We start from the raw sequence: 17,752 nt of genomic DNA, 5'->3' as shown, positions 1-17,752 counted from the left end.
TTTATGTTCGCCTATGCAGCGTGCTTCTGGATCAGTTCGCCCAGACGGGGCAGAGCTGCAGTCACATGCTTCTTGGCCGAACCGCGCAGCTTCGAGTACATCGACTTGACGACGGCCTTGTCGCTGCCGTCGATACGCTCGTCCGTCACTTCGAGGAGGGAATCGGCAACCGCGTCACCGCGGGCGCTGATGAAATCGGCGAAGCTTCCTTCGCCGGATGCCGAGAAGTCCTGCCAGTACGGCTCGAGTTTTGACACGAAAGCCGGCAGAAGCGCGGTGACGGCGTCCGGCACGATGGACGGGCTCACCTTCTTGACCGCGCCGTAGCCACCCTTGAGAGCCAGCCCTGAGGCCCCCGACTTATCCGAAACCTCTGCGTCGATCAAGGTCTGCACGTCCGCGACGACCGCGGGAACCCGTGATTCCTCGAGCAGGGTTTCGTTCAGAGCTGCAACCACTTTCGATCCCTTCGTTCTTGACTGATGTTCATCAGGTCGGGCCCGAGACTATACGAAATTCGGCTGGTCTCTACTGCCGAGTATCCGATGGCAGCGCCGAGCGCGGTCCAGCCACCAGTCGCGCCGGTCCGCCGGCGCGGCCAGCGTCTCGAGCAGAACAGGGTCGGGCTCGACCGCGCCAACGGACAAAGCGCCGTCGACGGCTGCCCCGGTGACCGCGACATCCCGGACGAACAGGCCGCCCGTACCGAGGCCGCAGGCAAACGGAAGCGAAGGCAAGGCTGCCGCGGCCGCCAATCCCGCGGACATCCCCACAGCCGTGTCCAAGGCACTCGAGACCACCACCGGCACCCCGTAGTCCGCCAGTTGCGCCGACAGCGCCACCACAGCACGCATTCCGCCCAGTGGCGGCACCTTCACGACGGCTACGTCCGCTCCCCCGGCTCGTACGACGCGCAGCGGGTCCTCGGCACGGCGAATGCTCTCGTCGGCAGCGATCCGCACACCGGTCCCCGCGGCGCGGACCCTGACCAGTTCCTCGACGCTTGCACACGGCTGCTCGGCGTATTCGAGTTCACCGCCTTCGGTGATCGCTCGCAGTGCCGTGATCGCCTCGTCCACGCTCCAACCGCCGTTGGCGTCGACGCGCACGTTCGGGATGTGCCGACGCACCTCGTTCACCCGAGCGACGTCCTGCGCCAGAGACTGTCCCTTCTCGGCGACCTTGACCTTGGCGGTCCGGGCCCCGGGGAAGCGTTCCAACAATTCCGGGACGGTAGACGCGTCGATCGCCGGCACGGTGGCGTTGACGGGAACCGCGTGACGAAGCGCCGGCGGCGGACCCAGCCACGCCGCCTCGATCCCGGCGAGTAGCCATTGCGACGCCTCTTCGTCGTCGTACTCGACGAACGGGGCGAATTCTCCCCACCCGGCCGGGCCACGAACGAGCAGGGCCTCACGAGTCGTGATGCCGCGAAAGCGAACTCGCATCGGCAGCGCGAGCACCACGGCGTCCGCGATCAGATCGTCGAACGAGGGAAACATGTCAGGGCTGACCCGGAAGCAGTTCGATCATGAGCGCCTCACCGTCGGCGAGGAGTTTGCCGTCGAGGTCGGTCAGGCGCGCGCTGACAAAAGTCTTGCGACCCTCGACCCGATCCACCTTCCCCTCGATCACCAGTTGGGTGTTGAGCGGAGTGATGGCGCGGTAGTTGATGTGGAGGTAGCCGGTGCGGGAGATGGGGCGGCCACCCGCGTGGACCGTCATCCCGAAGACGTCGTCGAAAAGCAGGGGCAATACGCCGCCGTGAGCGGCGCCGTTACCGCCGAGGTGGTAGCGACGGAAGACACCGGTACTGCGGACTCCTTCGGTGTCGAACTGCTCGACCATCCACGGGAGCATGAGGAGGCTGCCGCGACCGGGCAGTTGAATGTTGGAACCCGCGGGCGACTTGCCTTCCGGGACCTCGTACGGCGTCAACCGATCGGCAAGCTCTTCGGCCTGTGTCGCGATCTCTGCGAGTACGTCGTCGGGCACGTTGGTCGAGACCGCAAGGTCCTGCAACCTCCGCATCGCTTCGACGAAACGGCCGAAGTCCGGACCTGCGGGAGTGTGCCGGAACCGCGGAAATCCGCCCCGCTGCTCACCGTCTGTGACGATCTCCGTGCCATCTGCGGTTTGTTCGCTCATGACCTGCACGTTAGCGCGCCTGGGAACGTGTTCTACCTCAGGTATCCGTTAGACGCGCGAAGCTTGCCTCTATCGTGACTCAGGTGACCTTCAACCCGCAGCTCTGGCGCCCTGTCCCCGGATTCGAGAACCTCACCGACATCACGTACCACCGACACGTCAGCCAAGGCACCGTTCGCGTTGCCTTCAACCGACCGGAAGTACGTAATGCGTTCCGCCCGCACACCGTCGACGAGTTGTACCGGGCACTCGACCACGCCCGCATGACCTCCGACGTGGGAGCGGTGCTCCTCACCGGCAACGGACCGAGCGAGAAGGACGGCGGCTGGGCGTTCTGCTCGGGCGGAGACCAGCGCATCCGTGGCCGCAGCGGCTACCAGTATGCCGAAGGTGAAACAGCGGACACCGTCGACAAGGCACGCGCCGGACGCCTGCACATCCTCGAGGTTCAGCGCCTGATCCGCTTCATGCCGAAGGTAGTCATCTGCCTGGTCAACGGCTGGGCTGCCGGCGGCGGCCACAGCCTGCACGTGGTGTGCGACCTGACGCTCGCCAGCCGCGAGCATGCGCGCTTCAAGCAGACCGACGCCGATGTCGGAAGCTTCGACGGCGGATACGGCAGCGCTTACCTGGCAAAGATGGTGGGCCAGAAGTTCGCCCGCGAGATCTTCTTCCTGGGTGAGACGTACACCGCCGAGGAAATGCATCAGATGGGCGCCGTCAACAAGGTTGTCGACCACGCGGAACTCGAGAACGTCGCGATCGACTGGGCCGGCAAGATCAACGGCAAGTCGCCGCAGGCGCAGCGGATGCTCAAGTACGCATTCAACCTGCAGGACGACGGACTGGTCGGTCAGCAGTTGTTCGCCGGTGAGGCAACACGTTTGGCGTACATGACCGACGAGGCCGTCGAGGGTCGTGACTCGTTCCTCGAAAAGCGTGATCCCGACTGGTCACCATATCCCTGGTATTTCTGAGACAGTAGTTGTGAGAGGGGAGGTCGGACGTGGAAATTCTGAGCAGTCGGACGATTTTACGTCCGAGCGACTACGAACGAACGCTGAGCTTCTACCGAGATACCCTCGGTTTGGCGATCGCTCGTGAATATCCCGGCGGCACAGTCTTCTTCGCCGGCCAAGGGCTGATCGAGGTCGCCGCACACGGCGGCACCGGCGAGGGTGGGTTTCGCGGCGCGATCTGGCTGCAGGTCCGTGACCTCACTGCCGTTCAGACCGAACTGGTTCTCGCCGGGGTCAAGATCGCCCGCGAGGCCAGGCAAGAACCGTGGGGTCTGCACGAGATGTGGATCGCTGACCCCGACGGGACGCCGATCGTGATGGTGCAGATTCCGGAGGACCATCCCATCCGACGCGATTCCCGGCCGCCGGCGGTGTAGTCGAGACACTGCTGTAGCCGAGACACTGCTGTAGCCGAGACCGACAGATGCGGCCAGGAAGAGCGCAGCGCCGACCACTCCGACGACCATGAGCACCAGGCCCCGGCGGCGGTTGGCGCTCGCCGCCCGAGTCAGGAGAATCAGGACTGCGGCTTGATGACGTTCGCGTTCTAATACTTCGTCGACACGCGGTCGGCGCCGAGTTCGGTTCCCCAGGTGCTCTTGTCGGTCGCGACGAGGTACTTGGGATCACACTTGAATTCGCCCGCGGTGGACGGGAACGCCGGCGAGTGGGTATTGCCCTTGAGCGAGGTCATGGGTCCGCAAGTGGCCGGCATGTTCTTGCCGGGATCGGTGACGGCGTGCAGTCCGCCGCCGTCCCACTCGTGAATGTAGTTCCAATCGGAGACCGTCGCGCCGCACCAGGTGGCCTCACCGAAGAAGATGGGGTCGATCCCGACCTGGTCGAGAGCCTTCACGAAGTTCAGTTCAGACGGGCTCGCCGATCGTGACGTCCAGATACCCTTCGCGCCGCACTCCTTGTACTTCTCGGCAAACGGCACGTAACTCGATTCACCCTCGTAGTTGAGGGTCACGCCACAATCCTTGACCTTGAAGCCGCAGCCTCCGCGATCGAACGAATCTTCGTGGTGGAGGCGATGATCGTGCATCATGAAACTGACGTGCGCACGCTTCCTGCATGGCCGAGTTGGCCTGCGTCATCGCAGCGTCGTATCCGGTTCCGACGACCTTGCGACCGTTGAAGCCACCCTGATCGTTGCACCACGAGATGAGTGCGTTCACCGCGTCGCTCATTTCCTTGTTCAGCCCGGGCGACTTCACGTACCCGCGGTTGCCCCGGTGGCATCGCCTTCGCCACACGGCGAATCGGGTGTGCCGAACTTCGGATCGGAGGTGCTCGACGCGACGTCGGCACTGACGCCTGATCCGCCGACAGCGACGGCGTAGTGATCAGCTTCGTGGACTTGTCGGGCTTCACGGTCGGAGCTCTCCTTCTCTCTGACAGACACCGAGATACAGGGGTGAAACCCCTGTTCCGGTGCGCTCGGCGCCCGTAGGTAATCAGCGTTTAAAACGGCCCGAATGTGCCTTCCCGGCGAGTGAGACCAAAAAGTGTGGTCCCACACAGGGTTCGAATTTCGTGGCGCTGAACACATCACGAAGGGCAGCGCCGCAGCCCACGCGAGGGGACCTACTCCACGGAGCGCCTGTTCGCATCCCGTTCGCTGTACTTTTACGCGTTCGATACGCACAATTCACGTTGTGACCGCAGAGCTTTTAATCCTCCTGGTGGTAGTTGTCACCGCCCTCGCGTTCGATTTCACGAATGGTTTTCACGACACGGGTAACGCAATGGCCACCTCCATCGCTACCGGTGCACTCAAGCCCAAAGTTGCGGTCACACTTTCCGCGATCCTGAACCTGGTGGGTGCGTTCCTGTCCGTCGAGGTCGCCGCAACCGTGGCCAAAGGAGTTGTCAACCTCGGCGCGGTCAGTGGGCAGGATCTGCTGCTTATCGTCTTCGCCGGTCTTGTCGGCGGAATCATCTGGAACCTGGCCACCTGGCTGCTCGGATTGCCGTCGAGCTCCTCGCACGCACTGTTCGGCGGATTGATCGGCGCCGCGATCGCCTCCATCGGTATGGGCGGCGTCGAGTGGGGCGGGGTCCTGACCAAGGTCGTCGTCCCCGCGATCCTCGCGCCGGTGGTCGCTGCGCTGGTCGCAGGCGTCGGCACCAAGCTCGTCTACCGAATCACCGCATCCGTCAAGGAAGACGAGCGTGAGCGCGGTTTCCGTTTCGGCCAGATCGGCACCGCCTCACTGATCTCACTTGCGCACGGCACCAATGACGCCCAGAAGACGATGGGCGTCATCTTTTTGGCCCTGGTCGCTCACGGCACCATCACGGCCGAGACCGAGATGCCGTTCTGGGTGAAGTTCACCTGCGCCGTCGCGATCGCTCTCGGCACCTACCTCGGCGGTTGGCGCATCATCCGCACCCTGGGCAAGGGCCTTGTCGAGATTGCCGCGCCGCAGGGTCTGGCAGCCGAAGCGTCGTCGGCCGCAATCATCCTCACGTCGAGCCATCTCGGACTCCCCCTCTCGACCACCCACGTCGCCACCGGATCCATCCTCGGTACCGGCATCGGCCGCAAGGGCGCAGAGGTCCGCTGGGGCGTCGCAGGCCGGATGGCCGCCGCCTGGCTGATCACGCTGCCGTCGGCCGCCGTCGTCGGCGCTATCTGCTGGGCGCTCGCGCATCTGGTCGGCGGACTGGCCGGAGTGCTCGTCGTCTTCGCCGCTCTCATCGCGTTCGCGATCTTCATGTACCTGCGTTCGCGTAAGGAACCCGTAGACGCGGCCAACGTGACCGCCGAATGGGACGAGAATCCGGATGTGACGGTTCAAGAGATTCCGGCCGCCGATCCAACTCCGTCCACCGAACCCACTCGCAACTCCTGAAAGGGGCGCAAGAGAATGCATCTACTCACCGATACCCTCGATTCGCTCTGGCAGGTAGTGGCAGTCGGACTGCTCTTCGGAGCCGGACTGCCGGCGATCTTCGCCTTCGGACTCAAGTCGCTGAGCCTGCCGAACGCCGATGGCACCGAAGGACCGTCCACCCTGGGTAAAATGGGTGCGTACCTCTGTTTTGCGGTCGTGCTCGTCACGATCTTCGCCGGAATACTGTTGTTGATGAAGAACTTCTTGGCCAGCACGTTCGGAATCCACGTCTTCTGAGTGGTCGTCGCGGCACACCACTGAAACCACCGAAACGAAAATGAGGCCGAGGATTTGAGCAAGTATTCATTGCGCAGCGTGCTCGACTGGCTGCGTGCCGGGTACCCCGAGGGCATCCCGGACAAGGATCATTTTGCACTGCTCGCCGTTCTCCGTCGTCGTCTGACCGCCGAGGAGATCGAGCAGGTCGTTTCGATGTCCATCGAGTCCGCACACGAGGTACCGGACCGGCACGTCGACTACGACACCATCCGCGCCATCATCGAGGGAATCCTCAACGAGGAGCCTTCCGAGGACGACGTCGATCGTGTCAGCGAGAGACTGCGTGCAGGCGGGTGGCCGGTCATCGAAGATGTGGAATCCGACAACGAAGTTCGAGACGTGAGCTGACGTCATGGCCCTTCCGCCCTTCCTCACGTCGATAGTCGGCTGGTTGCGGGCCGGCTATCCCAATGGCGTCCCCGAGCAGGACTACATCCCTCTCTTCGCACTTCTCACCCGCAGACTCTCCGAAACCGAGGTCGACGCCGTCGCCGACGCGTTGATCGAGGACGGTGATCTTCCCATCGAGAAGACCGACATCCAGGTCCTCATCACGAAGATCACCAACGAGATGCCACTCGAAACCGACGTCGACCGCGTGCGAAGCCATCTGGCTGCTGGCGGTTGGCCGCTGGCCGGGCCGGACGTCCGGTGAACGTTCTTCGCACACTGGCCGTTCCGCAGGGGGAGGCGGTTTTCGAGGTACTGCCGCGCATCGCGCAGATCCTGGGCGGCGAGCACGACGCCGTGCTCCCCGTCCCGGCGGCCGACGCACGCGAGACGGCTCGCCTGAGCGATGCTCTGCACCCCGATCAGCCCATCGACCACGGTGTTTCGCTGGTAGTCGCAACCTCGGGAACCACCGGCACTCCGAAGGGTGCGATGCTCACGGCGAGCGCACTGCGGGCCAGCGGCGACGCTACCCACGAACGGCTCGGTGGACCGGGATCCTGGTTGCTGGTTCTCCCCCCGCACCACATCGCCGGTATGCAGGTTCTGTTGCGCAGTGTCCTCGCCGGAACGCAACCGGTAATCGTCGACGTCGGTGCGGGTTTCGACCCGGCGGCATTGCCGGGCGCTGTCGCCGCAATGAGCGGACCGCGCCGCTACACCTCGTTGGTGCCGACGCAGTTGGTCAAGGCGCTCGGTGATCGCGCCGCTGTCGAGGCGTTGGCTTCGCTCGACGCTGTCCTGCTCGGCGGCGCTGCGACTCCCGAACCGGTGCTCGCGCAGGCCACCGAAGCGGGCATCACCGTCGTCCGAACCTACGGGATGAGTGAGACGTCCGGCGGCTGTGTGTACGACGGAATCCCGTTGTCCGGGGCACAGATTCGTATCGACGACGGGCGTGTGCTACTGGGCGGGCCGATGCTCGCGTCCGGGTACCGCGGGCTTCCCGACCACCCTGCCTTCGCCGAGCCCGGGTGGTTCCGGACCGACGACGCCGGATCAGTGGTCGACGAGGTCCTGCGCATCAGCGGCCGACTGGACGAGGCTATCTCCACCGGCGGGCTGACCGTCGTACCGCAGGTGGTCGAGGCCGCGTTGGCCGATCACCCCGCCGTTCGCGAGTGCGCGGTGATCGGCATCGAGGACCAGCGTCTCGGGCAGCGGGTGGTGGCCGTCGTCGTACCAGAAGGCGAAGCTCCGACGCTCGAGGAACTGCGCACACATGCTCAGCGGACACTCGACGTCACCGCAGCGCCGCGGGAGTTGTTCGTCGTGGACGCGCTCCCCCTGCGTGGACCGGGCAAGCTCGACCGCGCCGCTCTGGTAACGCGGTTCAGCTAGCAGCCGCAGCACTATTCTTCAGCCGCAGGCCTGATCAGCTCCGCGGCTGAACAATCAGCGCGCGGCTCCGCGGAAGCAAGCCCGCTCGAACCTTTCCCGGACACGTTCGAAGTCGCGTAGATCCGCCCACACCCAGCGGAACACCTCGAACCCCGCGTCCCGGATCGCGTCCTCGCGCAGTTTCTCGCGCTCCACCGCCCTACCCGGATTACCGCCGCGGTACTTGACCATCCCGTCGAACTCGCCCACCACACTGTGCTCTTTCCAGAAGAAGTCGACTCTCCCGATGAATCGGCCACCATGACGGATCTCGTGCTGCAACGTCGGCATCGGCCAACCGTCGGAGCGCATGCGTACGCGACTGATCGACTCCCCTGGACTCTCGGCACCCGGTTCTATGAACTCGGCCACGACCCGCGCCCGGCTCATCCCCAGCCGTCCGCGCGCATGATCGAGCGAAGCGTCGACGTCCTCGCGCCTCATCCCGCGTCGCAAGGCGCAATCACCGATCACCACGGCGTTCTCGAACGACGTCGTACGTGCGAGGTCGACGAACGTTCGCGCGACCGACGTGGTTGCGACACCGTCGACCAGCACGACCTCCTCGGGCGGGACCACCGCTGGATGAAGATGCAAGGTCTGACTCTTCCGCCCACCCGAGCACCGGTTACGCGTCATGTGCACGGTGTCCAATCGCAATCCGCCGCAATCCAATCCGTGCATGACCGCTGCCGAAACATGGCTCACGATTACACCTGGACCACAGGTTTCAGCGGCCGCGAGGACAGCGCATCGGTGGCGTGCTCCAGCATCGAGTTCTCGGAAGTGATCGGCGCGGATGTAGATACCCGCTGCGATTCGGTGCAGCTCGCCGCGCTTGACCGCCCGCTGCAACTGTTCGTCGCTGGTGCCGTCCCGGTGAGCCTGTGCACGGGTGAGAATTTCCATGCACCGAGCGTGATGCCGCCGCACCCGCACACCGACAAGCAAGACCCATCTGGGGATTGTTTGCCGATTGTGGAGCACCGACCTCGCGCGCTGTGCAAGTAACCGCAAGTTCCACGCAAGGTCCATGCAAGATCGGTCTGCCAAGCTTCATCCCATGAACCACACAGCTTCGCCTCTTGCCATCGAGGCCGACGGACTCGTCAAGAAGTTCGGCGAGCACCGCGCGGTCGACGGCGTCAGCCTCACCGTCCCCACCGGCTCGGTCTTCGGCGTCCTCGGGCCGAACGGCGCCGGCAAGACCACCACCGTCCGCATGCTCGCCACCCTTCTACGCCCCGACGGCGGTGAGGCACGCATCTTCGGCCACGACGTCAGCCGTGAACCCACCGCAGTCCGTTCCCTGATCGGCGTCACCGGGCAGTACGCCTCCGTCGACGAGGACCTGACCGCAACCGAGAACCTCGTGATCTTCTCGCGGCTACTCGGTCTGAGCCGCCGCGATGCGCGCACCAAGTCCCTCGAACTCCTCGAGGAGTTCGACCTGGTCGAGGCCGCGACCAAACCTCTGAAGAACTTCTCCGGCGGTATGCGTCGACGCCTGGATCTGGCGGCCAGCCTGATCGCCCGCCCGCCGCTGCTGTTCCTCGACGAGCCCACCACCGGCCTCGATCCGCGCACCCGCGCCCAGATGTGGGTGACCATCCGACGATTGGTCGCCGAGGGTTCGACGGTGTTGCTCACCACGCAGTACCTGGACGAGGCCGATCAGTTGGCGGATCGCATCGCGGTGATCGACCGCGGCCGCGTGATCGCCAACGGCACCGCCGACGAACTCAAGGCTTCGGTCGGGGTCTCCTCGCTCCAGCTCAAGCTGGTCGATCGTGATCGCACCGAGGAAGCTCGCTCGCTCATCGCGTCGGCGCTCGGCGTCGAGGTAGGTGTCACGCCCGAGGTCGGGCGGATCACCGCCCCGTTGAGCGACCCGTCGATCACCGCCGACCTGTTGATCCGTCTGCGTGAGCAAGGAATTGCCGTCGACGAGATCAACGTACAGAAACCCAGCCTGGACGAAGTGTTCCTGACCATCACCGGGCACCAGCCCGAAGACGGTGGACGCAACGACGCCCAGTCCGACAACGACTCCGATCGGAGCGTCGCATGACAACCACCCTCACCAAACCCCGGTCGCCGATAGCGCAGCCGGATGCCGCACCCCGCCGCATCAGCCTGCAGCAGAGCTTCGCGAACACGTTCACGATGGCGTACCGCGGAATTCTCAAGATCAAGCACAACCCCGAGCAGCTGTTCGACGTCGTCATCCAGCCGATCATCTTCACGTTGATGTTCACCTACATCTTCGGCGGCGCACTCGCCGGTGACGTGACGGCGTATCTGCCGACGATCATCCCCGGCATCCTGGTTCAGACCGTCATCACCGGTTCCATCGTCACGGGCACCCAGCTTCGTGAGGACATGGACAAGGGCGTGTTCGACCGCTTCAAGTCCCTTCCCATCGCTCGTATCGCCCCGCTGTCCGGTGCATTACTCGCTGACGTCGTCCGCTACGGCATCGCCACGACCATCACGTTCATCGTCGGTTTCGCGATGGGATACCGTCCGGCAGGCGGCGTGGTCGGCATTCTGTCTGCCGCGATCCTGGTCATGGTGTGCGCGTTCTCGATCAGCTGGATCTTCGCCCTCATGGGCGTGCTGATGAACAAAGCGTCCACGGTGCAGGGCGTTTCGATGCTCGTGCTGTTCCCGCTGACGTTCCTGTCGAATGCGTTCGTCGATCCTGCCACCATGCCGAGTTGGCTTCAGAAGTTCGTGAGTATCAACCCGGTCTCTCACTTGGTGACCGCGGTTCGCGAGCTGGCCAACGACGGACACTTCGGCATCCACGTCGTCTGGTCGTTGGTCGGCGCCGCGGTGATCGTCGCCGTCATGGCACCTCTGACCGTCCGGATGTACATGCGCAAGACATAAGTCCCGCAGCACTTTCCAGCTCTAATCGAGCACCGGTCCGCGAAGCGCAGCCAACACTGCTTCGCGGACCGCTCTGCGTGAGTAGCCCGACACCTTCTCGGTTTCCACACACCACCTGTCGGCTCCGACTACACCAACCGCGAAGTCGGAGAGACGCGCATGGTGGAGCGAGACGAAGTCTTGTCTCCCCGGCATTTTCAACGACAGAGCCATCAGTTCGACCCCGCGTTCGATGTTGCCCGTGACAAGATCGAACGACCCGATCGCCGACGCCAAGGAACCCGCGAGCGGCAGGTCCGCATAACCGTTGGGATCGAACTTGAGAGCACTCGAATCCTTCATCTGCAGAACACGACGTGCCACGAGTTCATGTCGGCCGTGAACGACGTGAGCGCACACTGCCGCGGCACCGAGCAGAACGACGAAAGGGTCACCGAAGATGTTCTCGATTGCAGAACCCAACAGCTCCAGCGCTTCTCGATACCGAGCCAGGCCGTCCTCGATACGGCCGTCGGCGAGATCCGCCTCTGCGATGCTCGCCATCAGTGCCGCGCGCCGTTGATCGGTTTCGATGGCACCGCTCCCAGTCGAGTGCGCCAAGGCCGGGCGTGCCCGATCGAGAAGTGTTCGCCCGCCGGCGGTGTCACCGGCTGCGATCATTGCTCCGGCTTGAAAGCAGATGAGCTGCATCGCCTCGTCACGCGCACCGAGACGTTCCATCGACGCCGCCGCAATCGCGTAGAACTCGATGGCCTCGCCATAACGGGCGGATTGGCTGTGAACCGACCCGACATGTTGGGCCGCCATCGCCAGTCCCCACTCGTCACCGGCACTGGTCGCGTAGTCGAACAACGCTTCCCCATCGAGCAATGCGCCGCGAAGATCGCCGATGTTCTCGCGCATGTTCGAACGCGCGGACAGCGCAGCCATTCGGGTCTCGGGGTCGGAACTGCGAACACCCTCTGCAACCAACCGTGCGAGTTTGTGGTTCGCGATCCCACTCGTCGTCAGTTTGATCAGGAACGCGAGCAAAGGACCGAGATCATCGCGCTCACGCAACAGCTTTCGAAGACGAACCCGCGCACGGGCATGGTTTCGATCGGCCTCCTCGAAGAAGAGATGCATCGCCACCAGGATGAACGTAGCGCCCACCAGTTCCGCATTCACGTCGCGCAGATCGTTGTCCGCGGTCGCCCCGACGATCTTCGACGCCCAGTTCGAGATTTCCGAGTTCGATCCTCGTACTGCCCACAGAATCGCGAGGACGGGAAAGACGTTGGCGACGGTGACCGCGTCGCCGCGCTCCACGGCCCAGCGAAGAACGGCGAGAAGGTTGTCGTGCTCGGCGTCGAGGTCGGCAATCAGACGCAGCTGATCCGTGCGTGCACGCACGACGGCGTCCTCGGCGATCGCGATTGCCCAGTCATCCAGGCGCCGGATAACTTCCGGCGCCTCGCCGGACGCGGTGAGTTGCTCCTCGCCGTATTCACGGACAGTCTCGAGCATGTAGTACCGAAGCTCACCCTCCCCGTCGCTGACGGAAAGAAGTGACTGATTCACCAGCGCTTCGACGGCGCCGGCCACATCGGTCAACTCGCCCCACCCGGCAACGGCCTGCGCCGAGGAAAGTGTGAAACCTGCCGGGAATCGGCACAACCGACGCAGCGCAATCTGATCTCCGCCGCCCAGCAGATTCCAACTCCAGTCGATCACCGCGTGCAGAGTGCGATGCCGATCCGGAGACGTCGGATCATCGGAGCGCAACAACGCGAACCGATCTCGCAGTCTCGAACCGATTTCGTCGACGCTCATCGTCCGGACCCGAGCGGCCGCGAGTTCGATCGCCAACGGAAGACCGTCGAGCGTCGTACACAGCTTGACGACCGCGTCGACGTCCAGATGAACCGAAGGCCGCACCGCGCGGGCTCTCGCCGAGAAGAGTTCGACTGCCGAGCCGGTTCCGTCGTCGATCGCCAACGGCGGCAACGGGTACACCGCCTCGGCGCTGATCATGAGCGGAGATCGACTGGTGGTCAGTACCGTCAGCTGACGGCCGGCGGCGATCATTTCGGCCACGATCTCCGAACACGCGCCGATCACGTGCTCGCAGTTGTCGAGGATGAGCAACATCGGACCGGCCGACAGCGCCTCTTTGAGTCGCTCTCGAGCCGAATGCGTCCGGCCGACGGTCAATTTGCCTGGTGCCAGGTCTGATTCACTGATTCCGAGGGTGCCGCCGATGGCCGCGATCACATCTTCGCTACTGCGCAACGACGCCAGTTCCACGAGCACCACCGACACGCCTGGCTGGTTCACGGATTCACGCAGGCCCAATTCGTGTGCAAGACGGGTCTTTCCGGCACCGCCGGGTCCGAGAATCGTCACCACACGTGAGCGGGCGAGCAAGGATTCGATTTGGTCGATGTCGTTGTCGCGACCGAGCAGGGTGTTGGGGGCAGCGCGCAGACCGATCGCACGCGCGGCCCGCGGTGTTGCCGTCGGCGCCCCCAGAAGTTCCGCGTTCAGAGTCACCAATGCAGGTGACGGATCAGCGCCCAGACGGTTGGCGAGATGGTTGCGGAACTCCGCGAACACCTCGAGCGCCTCGTTGACTCGGCCGGCTCCGGCGAGCGCACGCATCAACGCTTCGGATGCCGTGTCGTCGAATGGGTTCGCCAGGTGCCGTCCGCGCACCAGTGGAATTGCTGACGCGTACTCCCCCAACGTGAGGAACGCGTCGATCTGCGCCGTCTCCAGTTCGTCGTACACGCGGCCCGCGTCGAGCGCGAGACGATCTGCGACGTTTCCGACGACGTCGCTCCCGGGCGTACCGCGCCACAGGCGCAGCGCCTCGGCCGTGACGGCAAGTACCTCGGACGCGTCAGCGCCGCCGGCGCGCAGACGACGGGCCGCGTCCGCTGCCCGGGCCAGGTCGACGCGTGCCCTGGCGAGAGTGAGCCGGTAGCCGGCCGCCGTGACCTCGAGGGCCCCGTCCGGGAGTACAGATCGCAGGCGCGAGACCTGAGTGTGGAGGGCGTTCATCGGTGAGCGCGGCGGCTCCAGCCCCCAGACGTCGTCGATCAGGCTCTGCGCGGTACGTGGCTCACCCGGATTGCGAGCCAGCGCAACCAGCAGAGTTCGAGCTCGCGGACCCGGCAGCGGAACCAGTCGATCGCCCACTTTGGTCGAAACGGGTCCGAGCAAGGCAATGTCAGCCAGGTCTTCGCCCGACTGCGCGTACCTGGCGCGCTCACTCACGTCTCGAGTCATGTACTGATCCACCGCGTTCGATCGTATTGCACAGTGCAAAGATCGTTGTATGGCAACAGCTGCTCAATGGATCGAAGGCGCGAGGCCGCGCACACTCCCGAACGCGATTGCGCCCGTGCTGGTCGGCACCGGAGCCGCAGCGTCCCTGGACCTCGCAGTGTGGTGGAAGGCGCTCCTGGCACTGGTCGTCTCCTTGGCCTTGATCGTCGGGGTGAACTTCGCGAACGATTACTCCGACGGAATCCGCGGAACGGACGACGACCGCGTCGGGCCGCTGCGCTTGGTCGGATCGAAGTTGGTCAGTCCCGGAGCTGTGAAGGCCGCAGCGATCGGCTGCTTCACCGTTGCCGCGGTAGCCGGGTTCGTTCTGGCGGCGACCACAGCCTGGTGGCTGGTCGCGGTCGGCGTGTTCTGCATCATCGGTGCCTGGTTCTACACCGGCGGCAAGAAGCCGTACGGATACAGCGGGTTCGGCGAGATCGCCGTTTTCATCTTCTTCGGGCTGATCGCAGTGCTGGGAACTCAGTTCGTGCAGGCCGAGCGGGTGGATCTGGCCGGGCTGGCCGGAGCGATCGCCATCGGTTCGTTCTCGAGCGCGGTGCTCGTTGCCAACAATCTTCGAGACATCCCGACCGACACCGAGTCCGGAAAGATCACTCTCGCAGTACGGCTCGGCGACGCGAAGACCCGCACGCTGCACGTGATCCTGCTGGCCGTTCCGTTCGTCGCGACCCTGATGCTGATCCTACGTACTCCGTGGGCGTTGCTCGGATTGCTCGCGTTGCCACTGGCAATCCGAGCCAACGCCCCGCTGCGTTCAGGCGGCCAGGGAATGGCTCTGATCCCCGCGCTGCGCGACACCGGACTCGCCATGCTCGTCTGGGGTGCCGCGACCGCAGTTGCGCTCAGTCTCGCCTGAACGTCGACGCGCTCAACGGCTGTCGGGGACGAACGCGCTGAGCAGGAAGTTCACGATCGAAATGATCAGCGCGCCCCAGACTGCCGTCCAGAAGCCGTCGACCGTCAAGCCGTAGGACGTTCCGGACGAGATCCACGCCGTCAGCATCAGCATCAGGGCGTTGATCACGAGCGTGAACAGTCCGAGCGTCAGGATGAGCAGCGGTAGCGAGAGAAGCTGCACTACCGGCTTGATGAAGGCATTGACCACCGTGAAGATCAGGGCGATCACCGCGATCACGAGAACCGTGCCCCAGGTGCCGTTGTCGTGGTTGGCGATCGTGATGCCGGTGACCCACGCCGACGCCAGCCAGATGGCTATGCCGTTGATGATGAGACGTGCCAGAAATGTCATGTCTGAATGCTGGCACATCTCGTCCCGTGCATGCGGAGCCGTGCCGAATCTAGGCGGCGCGATTCATCTTCGCTTCCAACCGCTCACGGATCACCGACATCGTGACCTGCGTTTCGAGGGCCTCACGGGTGGGTCCGTCAGCGACACGCAGGATGCCGAGCAGGATGTGTTCGGCGCCGATGCGATTGTCCTTGTGCGCGAGCGCTTCACGAAGCGAGAGTTCCAGCACCTTCTTGGAGTCCTTCTCGAATCGTGAACGCGGGAACCCGAATCGGCTCTTACGAGAAGTATCGACGCCGTCCGGCACTGGAGTCTCGTCCAGCACACCTTCACCGAAGGACTGCTCGAGACTTTCCCGAACCGCATCGAGATCGATGCCGATCGACTTGAGTATCTCGGCGTCGTCGTCGAGATTGTTCGAGCTACCTTCGTTCGAGCCGGTGCCGGCGTGGCGGATCGCATCGAGCGTGACACCCGACTCGGTGAGCACCTCGGTGGCGATGCCCCGATCAACTGTGACCAGGGCGGTCAAAAGTTCCATCGGCGTGACAGGACCGGAGCCGGCGACAGCATCGACGACGACTCCCCTCGCCTGCGCTGAGAACCTTTCGAACATGGCACTTACCTGCCCTTCTCGCGCAGTGAACGCAGCATCGATTCCGATTGCGCGGACGCATATTTCTTGTGGACGGCTTGACGGCTGACCTCGAGGGTTTCCGCGATTGCCTGCCAGGACCATCCATGACGACGCGCATTGGCGACCTGAATGGCCTCGAGTTTTTCGAGTAGACGTCGCAGCGCTCGAACGGCACGCAATCCCTCGGCGGGATCCGGGCTGCCGGCGGCAGCGGCGAGAGAGGTTGCTTCGGTCATATTGTCAATTTAGATTGACAACTTGTTGTTGTCAACCAAAATTGACACCGCCATGTCAGTACCCGGCAACCGCCCCGTCCACTGCCAACTGCAAGTCAGCCTGCACAGTTCGGGCGATATCCATCGGCTTGCCGGGAAGTTCGGTCACTGGCATTCCGACAAAGACGCTCGCAGCCTTGACGTCGCCGGTCACCGGGCCGTAGTTGATGCCGATCGACACCAAGGCCGGCGAGCACCCCAACTTCTCGGCTCGGGCGACGATGTGACCGATACCGCTGTTGACGTGCTGCAGCCGCGCCGGATCCTCGGTATTGCACGTCCCCTCCGGGAAAATCGCCAGACAATCCCCATTGCCCAGACGCTCGGCCGCGACGTCCATCATCACGCGGCCGGCATCCGAGACAGCGCGAAGGCCGTAGTTCTTGCTGCGAAAAACCGGAATGCTGCCCATCATGTCGACCTTCTTGCGCTGCGAAGGATCAACGAAGAGTTCGTCTTTGGCGAGGACCCTGGTCCGCCCGATCACTCGCCGCAACGGAGTACACCACGCGGTCGCGGCGAGCGTGAATTGGTCGCTCTCCGTCAGATGATTGACTGCCACGACCAATTGCGTCTTGCGTTCGAGCAGAGTCTTCAGCGCAGCTTCCGCCCCCGGCGCGTACCTCACCCGCGGGCGGTATTTCAGCGCCAGAGCGGCATAGGCGAGCTTCGCCATCAACCGGTTCTGTTGATGGCTGCGGTAGTACTCGTACACAGCCTCGTAATTGTCGAGTGAAACTTCAGGATTGCCCATGACCCGCCCTCGCTGGAGAAGTGCCCCTTGGACAAACGATACACAACCTACGGTTGCGTAGGTTTCCCCGAGAGCGCTTCACCAGAGGCCACCTGACGTGGCATCCGCTGGCCCGTCATCACGAAGACGAGGTCCAATTCCGCGAACGCACAGACGCGGGTGACTTCCTCGACGCCGAACTCGACCTTGCCAATCATGCGCGAGGACAGCATCTGCTGAGTCATGCCCGTTGCCTCGGCAATGCTCGCCTGCGAGATCCTCCGCGGCTTCCCCGCCAACTCCTGGCGCACTCGTCGGGCTACTGCCGACGCCACTGTTTCGCCTTCGTTGCCCATCAAGTCCGTTGCGCTCGTCATGGAATGGATATTACATGCACAGCTTGTAACCGCAAGGTCAGAATCATTTGACGCGCTGCCAAAGATCACATCGA

At 63.9% G+C, this 17,752-nt stretch carries 20 protein-coding genes and 1 pseudogene; 10 read left to right on the top strand and 11 right to left on the bottom strand.

The window, feature by feature from the left end:
* Nucleotides 1-11: 11 nt before the first annotated feature.
* Genes QM716_RS16025 through QM716_RS16015 form a run of 3 tightly spaced genes read right to left on the bottom strand, consistent with a single transcriptional unit; the run spans nt 12 to nt 2,148 of the window.
* Nucleotides 12-458, bottom strand: coding sequence for a DUF6918 family protein (locus QM716_RS16025; protein WP_230812140.1), 447 nt, complete (start codon nt 456-458; stop codon nt 12-14).
* Nucleotides 459-506: 48 nt separating this feature from the next.
* Entirely contained in the window at nt 507-1,502 is a 996-nt protein-coding gene (locus QM716_RS16020; protein ID WP_283305030.1) for an o-succinylbenzoate synthase, read from the bottom strand.
* Between the two features lies 1 nt (nt 1,503).
* On the bottom strand, nt 1,504-2,148 hold the full coding sequence (locus QM716_RS16015) for a PaaI family thioesterase (protein WP_283305029.1): 645 nt from the start codon (nt 2,146-2,148) through the stop codon (nt 1,504-1,506).
* Nucleotides 2,149-2,231: 83 nt separating this feature from the next.
* On the opposite strand from QM716_RS16015, the gene QM716_RS16010 reads away from it, so the two are divergent.
* Together QM716_RS16010 and QM716_RS16005 are read left to right on the top strand one after the other, a co-directional pair.
* Entirely contained in the window at nt 2,232-3,125 is an 894-nt protein-coding gene (locus tag QM716_RS16010) for a 1,4-dihydroxy-2-naphthoyl-CoA synthase (protein ID WP_283305028.1), read from the top strand.
* A gap of 29 nt (nt 3,126-3,154) precedes the next feature.
* On the top strand, nt 3,155-3,544 hold the full coding sequence (locus QM716_RS16005) for a VOC family protein (protein WP_283305027.1): 390 nt from the start codon (nt 3,155-3,157) through the stop codon (nt 3,542-3,544).
* A 170-nt stretch (nt 3,545-3,714) separates the two neighbouring features.
* Here QM716_RS16005 and QM716_RS29260 read toward each other — a convergent pair.
* A pseudogene (locus QM716_RS29260) lies at nt 3,715-4,575 on the bottom strand (hypothetical protein).
* Between the two features lie 253 nt (nt 4,576-4,828).
* Here QM716_RS29260 and QM716_RS15990 point away from each other — a divergent pair.
* Genes QM716_RS15990 through menE form a run of 5 tightly spaced genes read left to right on the top strand, consistent with a single transcriptional unit; the run spans nt 4,829 to nt 8,140 of the window.
* Nucleotides 4,829-6,028 (top strand): inorganic phosphate transporter, encoded by a 1,200-nt coding sequence (locus tag QM716_RS15990; protein ID WP_283305024.1) that lies wholly within the window; start codon nt 4,829-4,831, stop codon nt 6,026-6,028.
* Nucleotides 6,029-6,043: 15 nt separating this feature from the next.
* Nucleotides 6,044-6,307: a hypothetical protein gene (locus QM716_RS15985; RefSeq protein WP_003942079.1), complete on the top strand. Its 264-nt coding sequence runs from the start codon at nt 6,044-6,046 to the stop codon at nt 6,305-6,307.
* Nucleotides 6,308-6,361: 54 nt separating this feature from the next.
* A complete protein-coding gene (locus tag QM716_RS15980; protein ID WP_283305023.1) occupies nt 6,362-6,697 on the top strand; it encodes a DUF3349 domain-containing protein in 336 nt (111 codons plus the stop codon).
* Between the two features lie 4 nt (nt 6,698-6,701).
* Nucleotides 6,702-7,004 carry a DUF3349 domain-containing protein gene (locus tag QM716_RS15975; RefSeq protein ID WP_003941976.1) on the top strand — a complete coding sequence of 101 codons (303 nt, stop codon included), beginning with the start codon at nt 6,702-6,704 and terminating at the stop codon, nt 7,002-7,004.
* Nucleotides 7,001-8,140, top strand: coding sequence for an o-succinylbenzoate--CoA ligase (menE, locus tag QM716_RS15970; RefSeq protein WP_283305022.1), 1,140 nt, complete (start codon nt 7,001-7,003; stop codon nt 8,138-8,140). Before QM716_RS15975 ends, menE begins: the two co-directional genes overlap by 4 nt.
* 54 nt (nt 8,141-8,194) lie before the next feature.
* Here menE and QM716_RS15965 read toward each other — a convergent pair whose 3' ends face one another.
* Entirely contained in the window at nt 8,195-9,088 is an 894-nt protein-coding gene (locus tag QM716_RS15965) for a hypothetical protein (RefSeq protein WP_283305021.1), read from the bottom strand.
* Between the two features lie 154 nt (nt 9,089-9,242).
* On the opposite strand from QM716_RS15965, the gene QM716_RS15960 reads away from it, so the two are divergent.
* Together QM716_RS15960 and QM716_RS15955 are read left to right on the top strand one after the other, a co-directional pair.
* Nucleotides 9,243-10,250 (top strand): ATP-binding cassette domain-containing protein, encoded by a 1,008-nt coding sequence (locus tag QM716_RS15960; RefSeq protein WP_283305020.1) that lies wholly within the window; start codon nt 9,243-9,245, stop codon nt 10,248-10,250.
* Nucleotides 10,247-11,074, top strand: coding sequence for an ABC transporter permease (locus tag QM716_RS15955; RefSeq protein ID WP_283305019.1), 828 nt, complete (start codon nt 10,247-10,249; stop codon nt 11,072-11,074). The genes QM716_RS15960 and QM716_RS15955 overlap by 4 nt, the downstream gene beginning before the upstream one ends.
* A gap of 21 nt (nt 11,075-11,095) precedes the next feature.
* On the opposite strand, the gene QM716_RS15950 is transcribed toward QM716_RS15955, so the two are convergent.
* Nucleotides 11,096-14,344, bottom strand: a complete 3,249-nt coding sequence (locus tag QM716_RS15950) for an AfsR/SARP family transcriptional regulator (protein WP_283305018.1) — start codon at nt 14,342-14,344, stop codon at nt 11,096-11,098.
* A 49-nt stretch (nt 14,345-14,393) separates the two neighbouring features.
* Here QM716_RS15950 and QM716_RS15945 point away from each other — a divergent pair, with 49 nt between their 5' ends.
* Nucleotides 14,394-15,263, top strand: coding sequence for a 1,4-dihydroxy-2-naphthoate polyprenyltransferase (locus tag QM716_RS15945; protein ID WP_283305017.1), 870 nt, complete (start codon nt 14,394-14,396; stop codon nt 15,261-15,263).
* 12 nt (nt 15,264-15,275) lie between these two features.
* On the opposite strand, the gene QM716_RS15940 is transcribed toward QM716_RS15945, so the two are convergent.
* From QM716_RS15940 to QM716_RS15920, 5 genes are read right to left on the bottom strand one after another with little or no spacing between them, the layout of a single operon-like run.
* Nucleotides 15,276-15,656: a phage holin family protein gene (locus QM716_RS15940; protein ID WP_283305016.1), complete on the bottom strand. Its 381-nt coding sequence runs from the start codon at nt 15,654-15,656 to the stop codon at nt 15,276-15,278.
* A gap of 49 nt (nt 15,657-15,705) precedes the next feature.
* A complete protein-coding gene (locus tag QM716_RS15935) occupies nt 15,706-16,272 on the bottom strand; it encodes a Clp protease N-terminal domain-containing protein (protein ID WP_283305015.1) in 567 nt (188 codons plus the stop codon).
* Between the two features lie 5 nt (nt 16,273-16,277).
* A complete protein-coding gene (locus QM716_RS15930) occupies nt 16,278-16,529 on the bottom strand; it encodes a helix-turn-helix domain-containing protein (protein ID WP_230812121.1) in 252 nt (83 codons plus the stop codon).
* A gap of 55 nt (nt 16,530-16,584) precedes the next feature.
* Nucleotides 16,585-17,322: a 1-acyl-sn-glycerol-3-phosphate acyltransferase gene (locus tag QM716_RS15925; protein WP_283305014.1), complete on the bottom strand. Its 738-nt coding sequence runs from the start codon at nt 17,320-17,322 to the stop codon at nt 16,585-16,587.
* 47 nt (nt 17,323-17,369) lie between these two features.
* The gene (locus QM716_RS15920; protein ID WP_283305013.1) at nt 17,370-17,678 is read right to left on the bottom strand and encodes a helix-turn-helix domain-containing protein; all 309 of its coding nucleotides are present in this window, start codon (nt 17,676-17,678) and stop codon (nt 17,370-17,372) included.
* Nucleotides 17,679-17,752: the final 74 nt, after the last annotated feature.

The sequence above is a fragment of the Rhodococcus sp. IEGM 1409 genome (assembly GCF_030056735.1).
GTDB lineage: Bacteria > Actinomycetota > Actinomycetes > Mycobacteriales > Mycobacteriaceae > Rhodococcus_F.
This window is presented reverse-complemented; position numbering and strand designations above follow the sequence as displayed.

Coding starts and splice junctions, on each gene's coding strand:
- QM716_RS15945 (WP_283305017.1), top strand. CDS start 14,394: ATGGCAACAGCTGCTCAATGGATCGAAGGCGCGAGGCCGCGCACACTC.
- QM716_RS15950 (WP_283305018.1), bottom strand. CDS start 14,344: ATGACTCGAGACGTGAGTGAGCGCGCCAGGTACGCGCAGTCGGGCGAA.
- QM716_RS15985 (WP_003942079.1), top strand. CDS start 6,044: ATGCATCTACTCACCGATACCCTCGATTCGCTCTGGCAGGTAGTGGCA.
- QM716_RS15930 (WP_230812121.1), bottom strand. CDS start 16,529: ATGACCGAAGCAACCTCTCTCGCCGCTGCCGCCGGCAGCCCGGATCCC.
- QM716_RS16020 (WP_283305030.1), bottom strand. CDS start 1,502: ATGTTTCCCTCGTTCGACGATCTGATCGCGGACGCCGTGGTGCTCGCG.
- QM716_RS16015 (WP_283305029.1), bottom strand. CDS start 2,148: ATGAGCGAACAAACCGCAGATGGCACGGAGATCGTCACAGACGGTGAG.
- QM716_RS15940 (WP_283305016.1), bottom strand. CDS start 15,656: ATGACATTTCTGGCACGTCTCATCATCAACGGCATAGCCATCTGGCTG.
- QM716_RS15975 (WP_003941976.1), top strand. CDS start 6,702: ATGGCCCTTCCGCCCTTCCTCACGTCGATAGTCGGCTGGTTGCGGGCC.
- QM716_RS15955 (WP_283305019.1), top strand. CDS start 10,247: ATGACAACCACCCTCACCAAACCCCGGTCGCCGATAGCGCAGCCGGAT.
- QM716_RS15960 (WP_283305020.1), top strand. CDS start 9,243: ATGAACCACACAGCTTCGCCTCTTGCCATCGAGGCCGACGGACTCGTC.
- QM716_RS15920 (WP_283305013.1), bottom strand. CDS start 17,678: ATGACGAGCGCAACGGACTTGATGGGCAACGAAGGCGAAACAGTGGCG.
- QM716_RS15965 (WP_283305021.1), bottom strand. CDS start 9,088: ATGGAAATTCTCACCCGTGCACAGGCTCACCGGGACGGCACCAGCGAC.
- QM716_RS15925 (WP_283305014.1), bottom strand. CDS start 17,322: ATGGGCAATCCTGAAGTTTCACTCGACAATTACGAGGCTGTGTACGAG.
- QM716_RS15935 (WP_283305015.1), bottom strand. CDS start 16,272: ATGTTCGAAAGGTTCTCAGCGCAGGCGAGGGGAGTCGTCGTCGATGCT.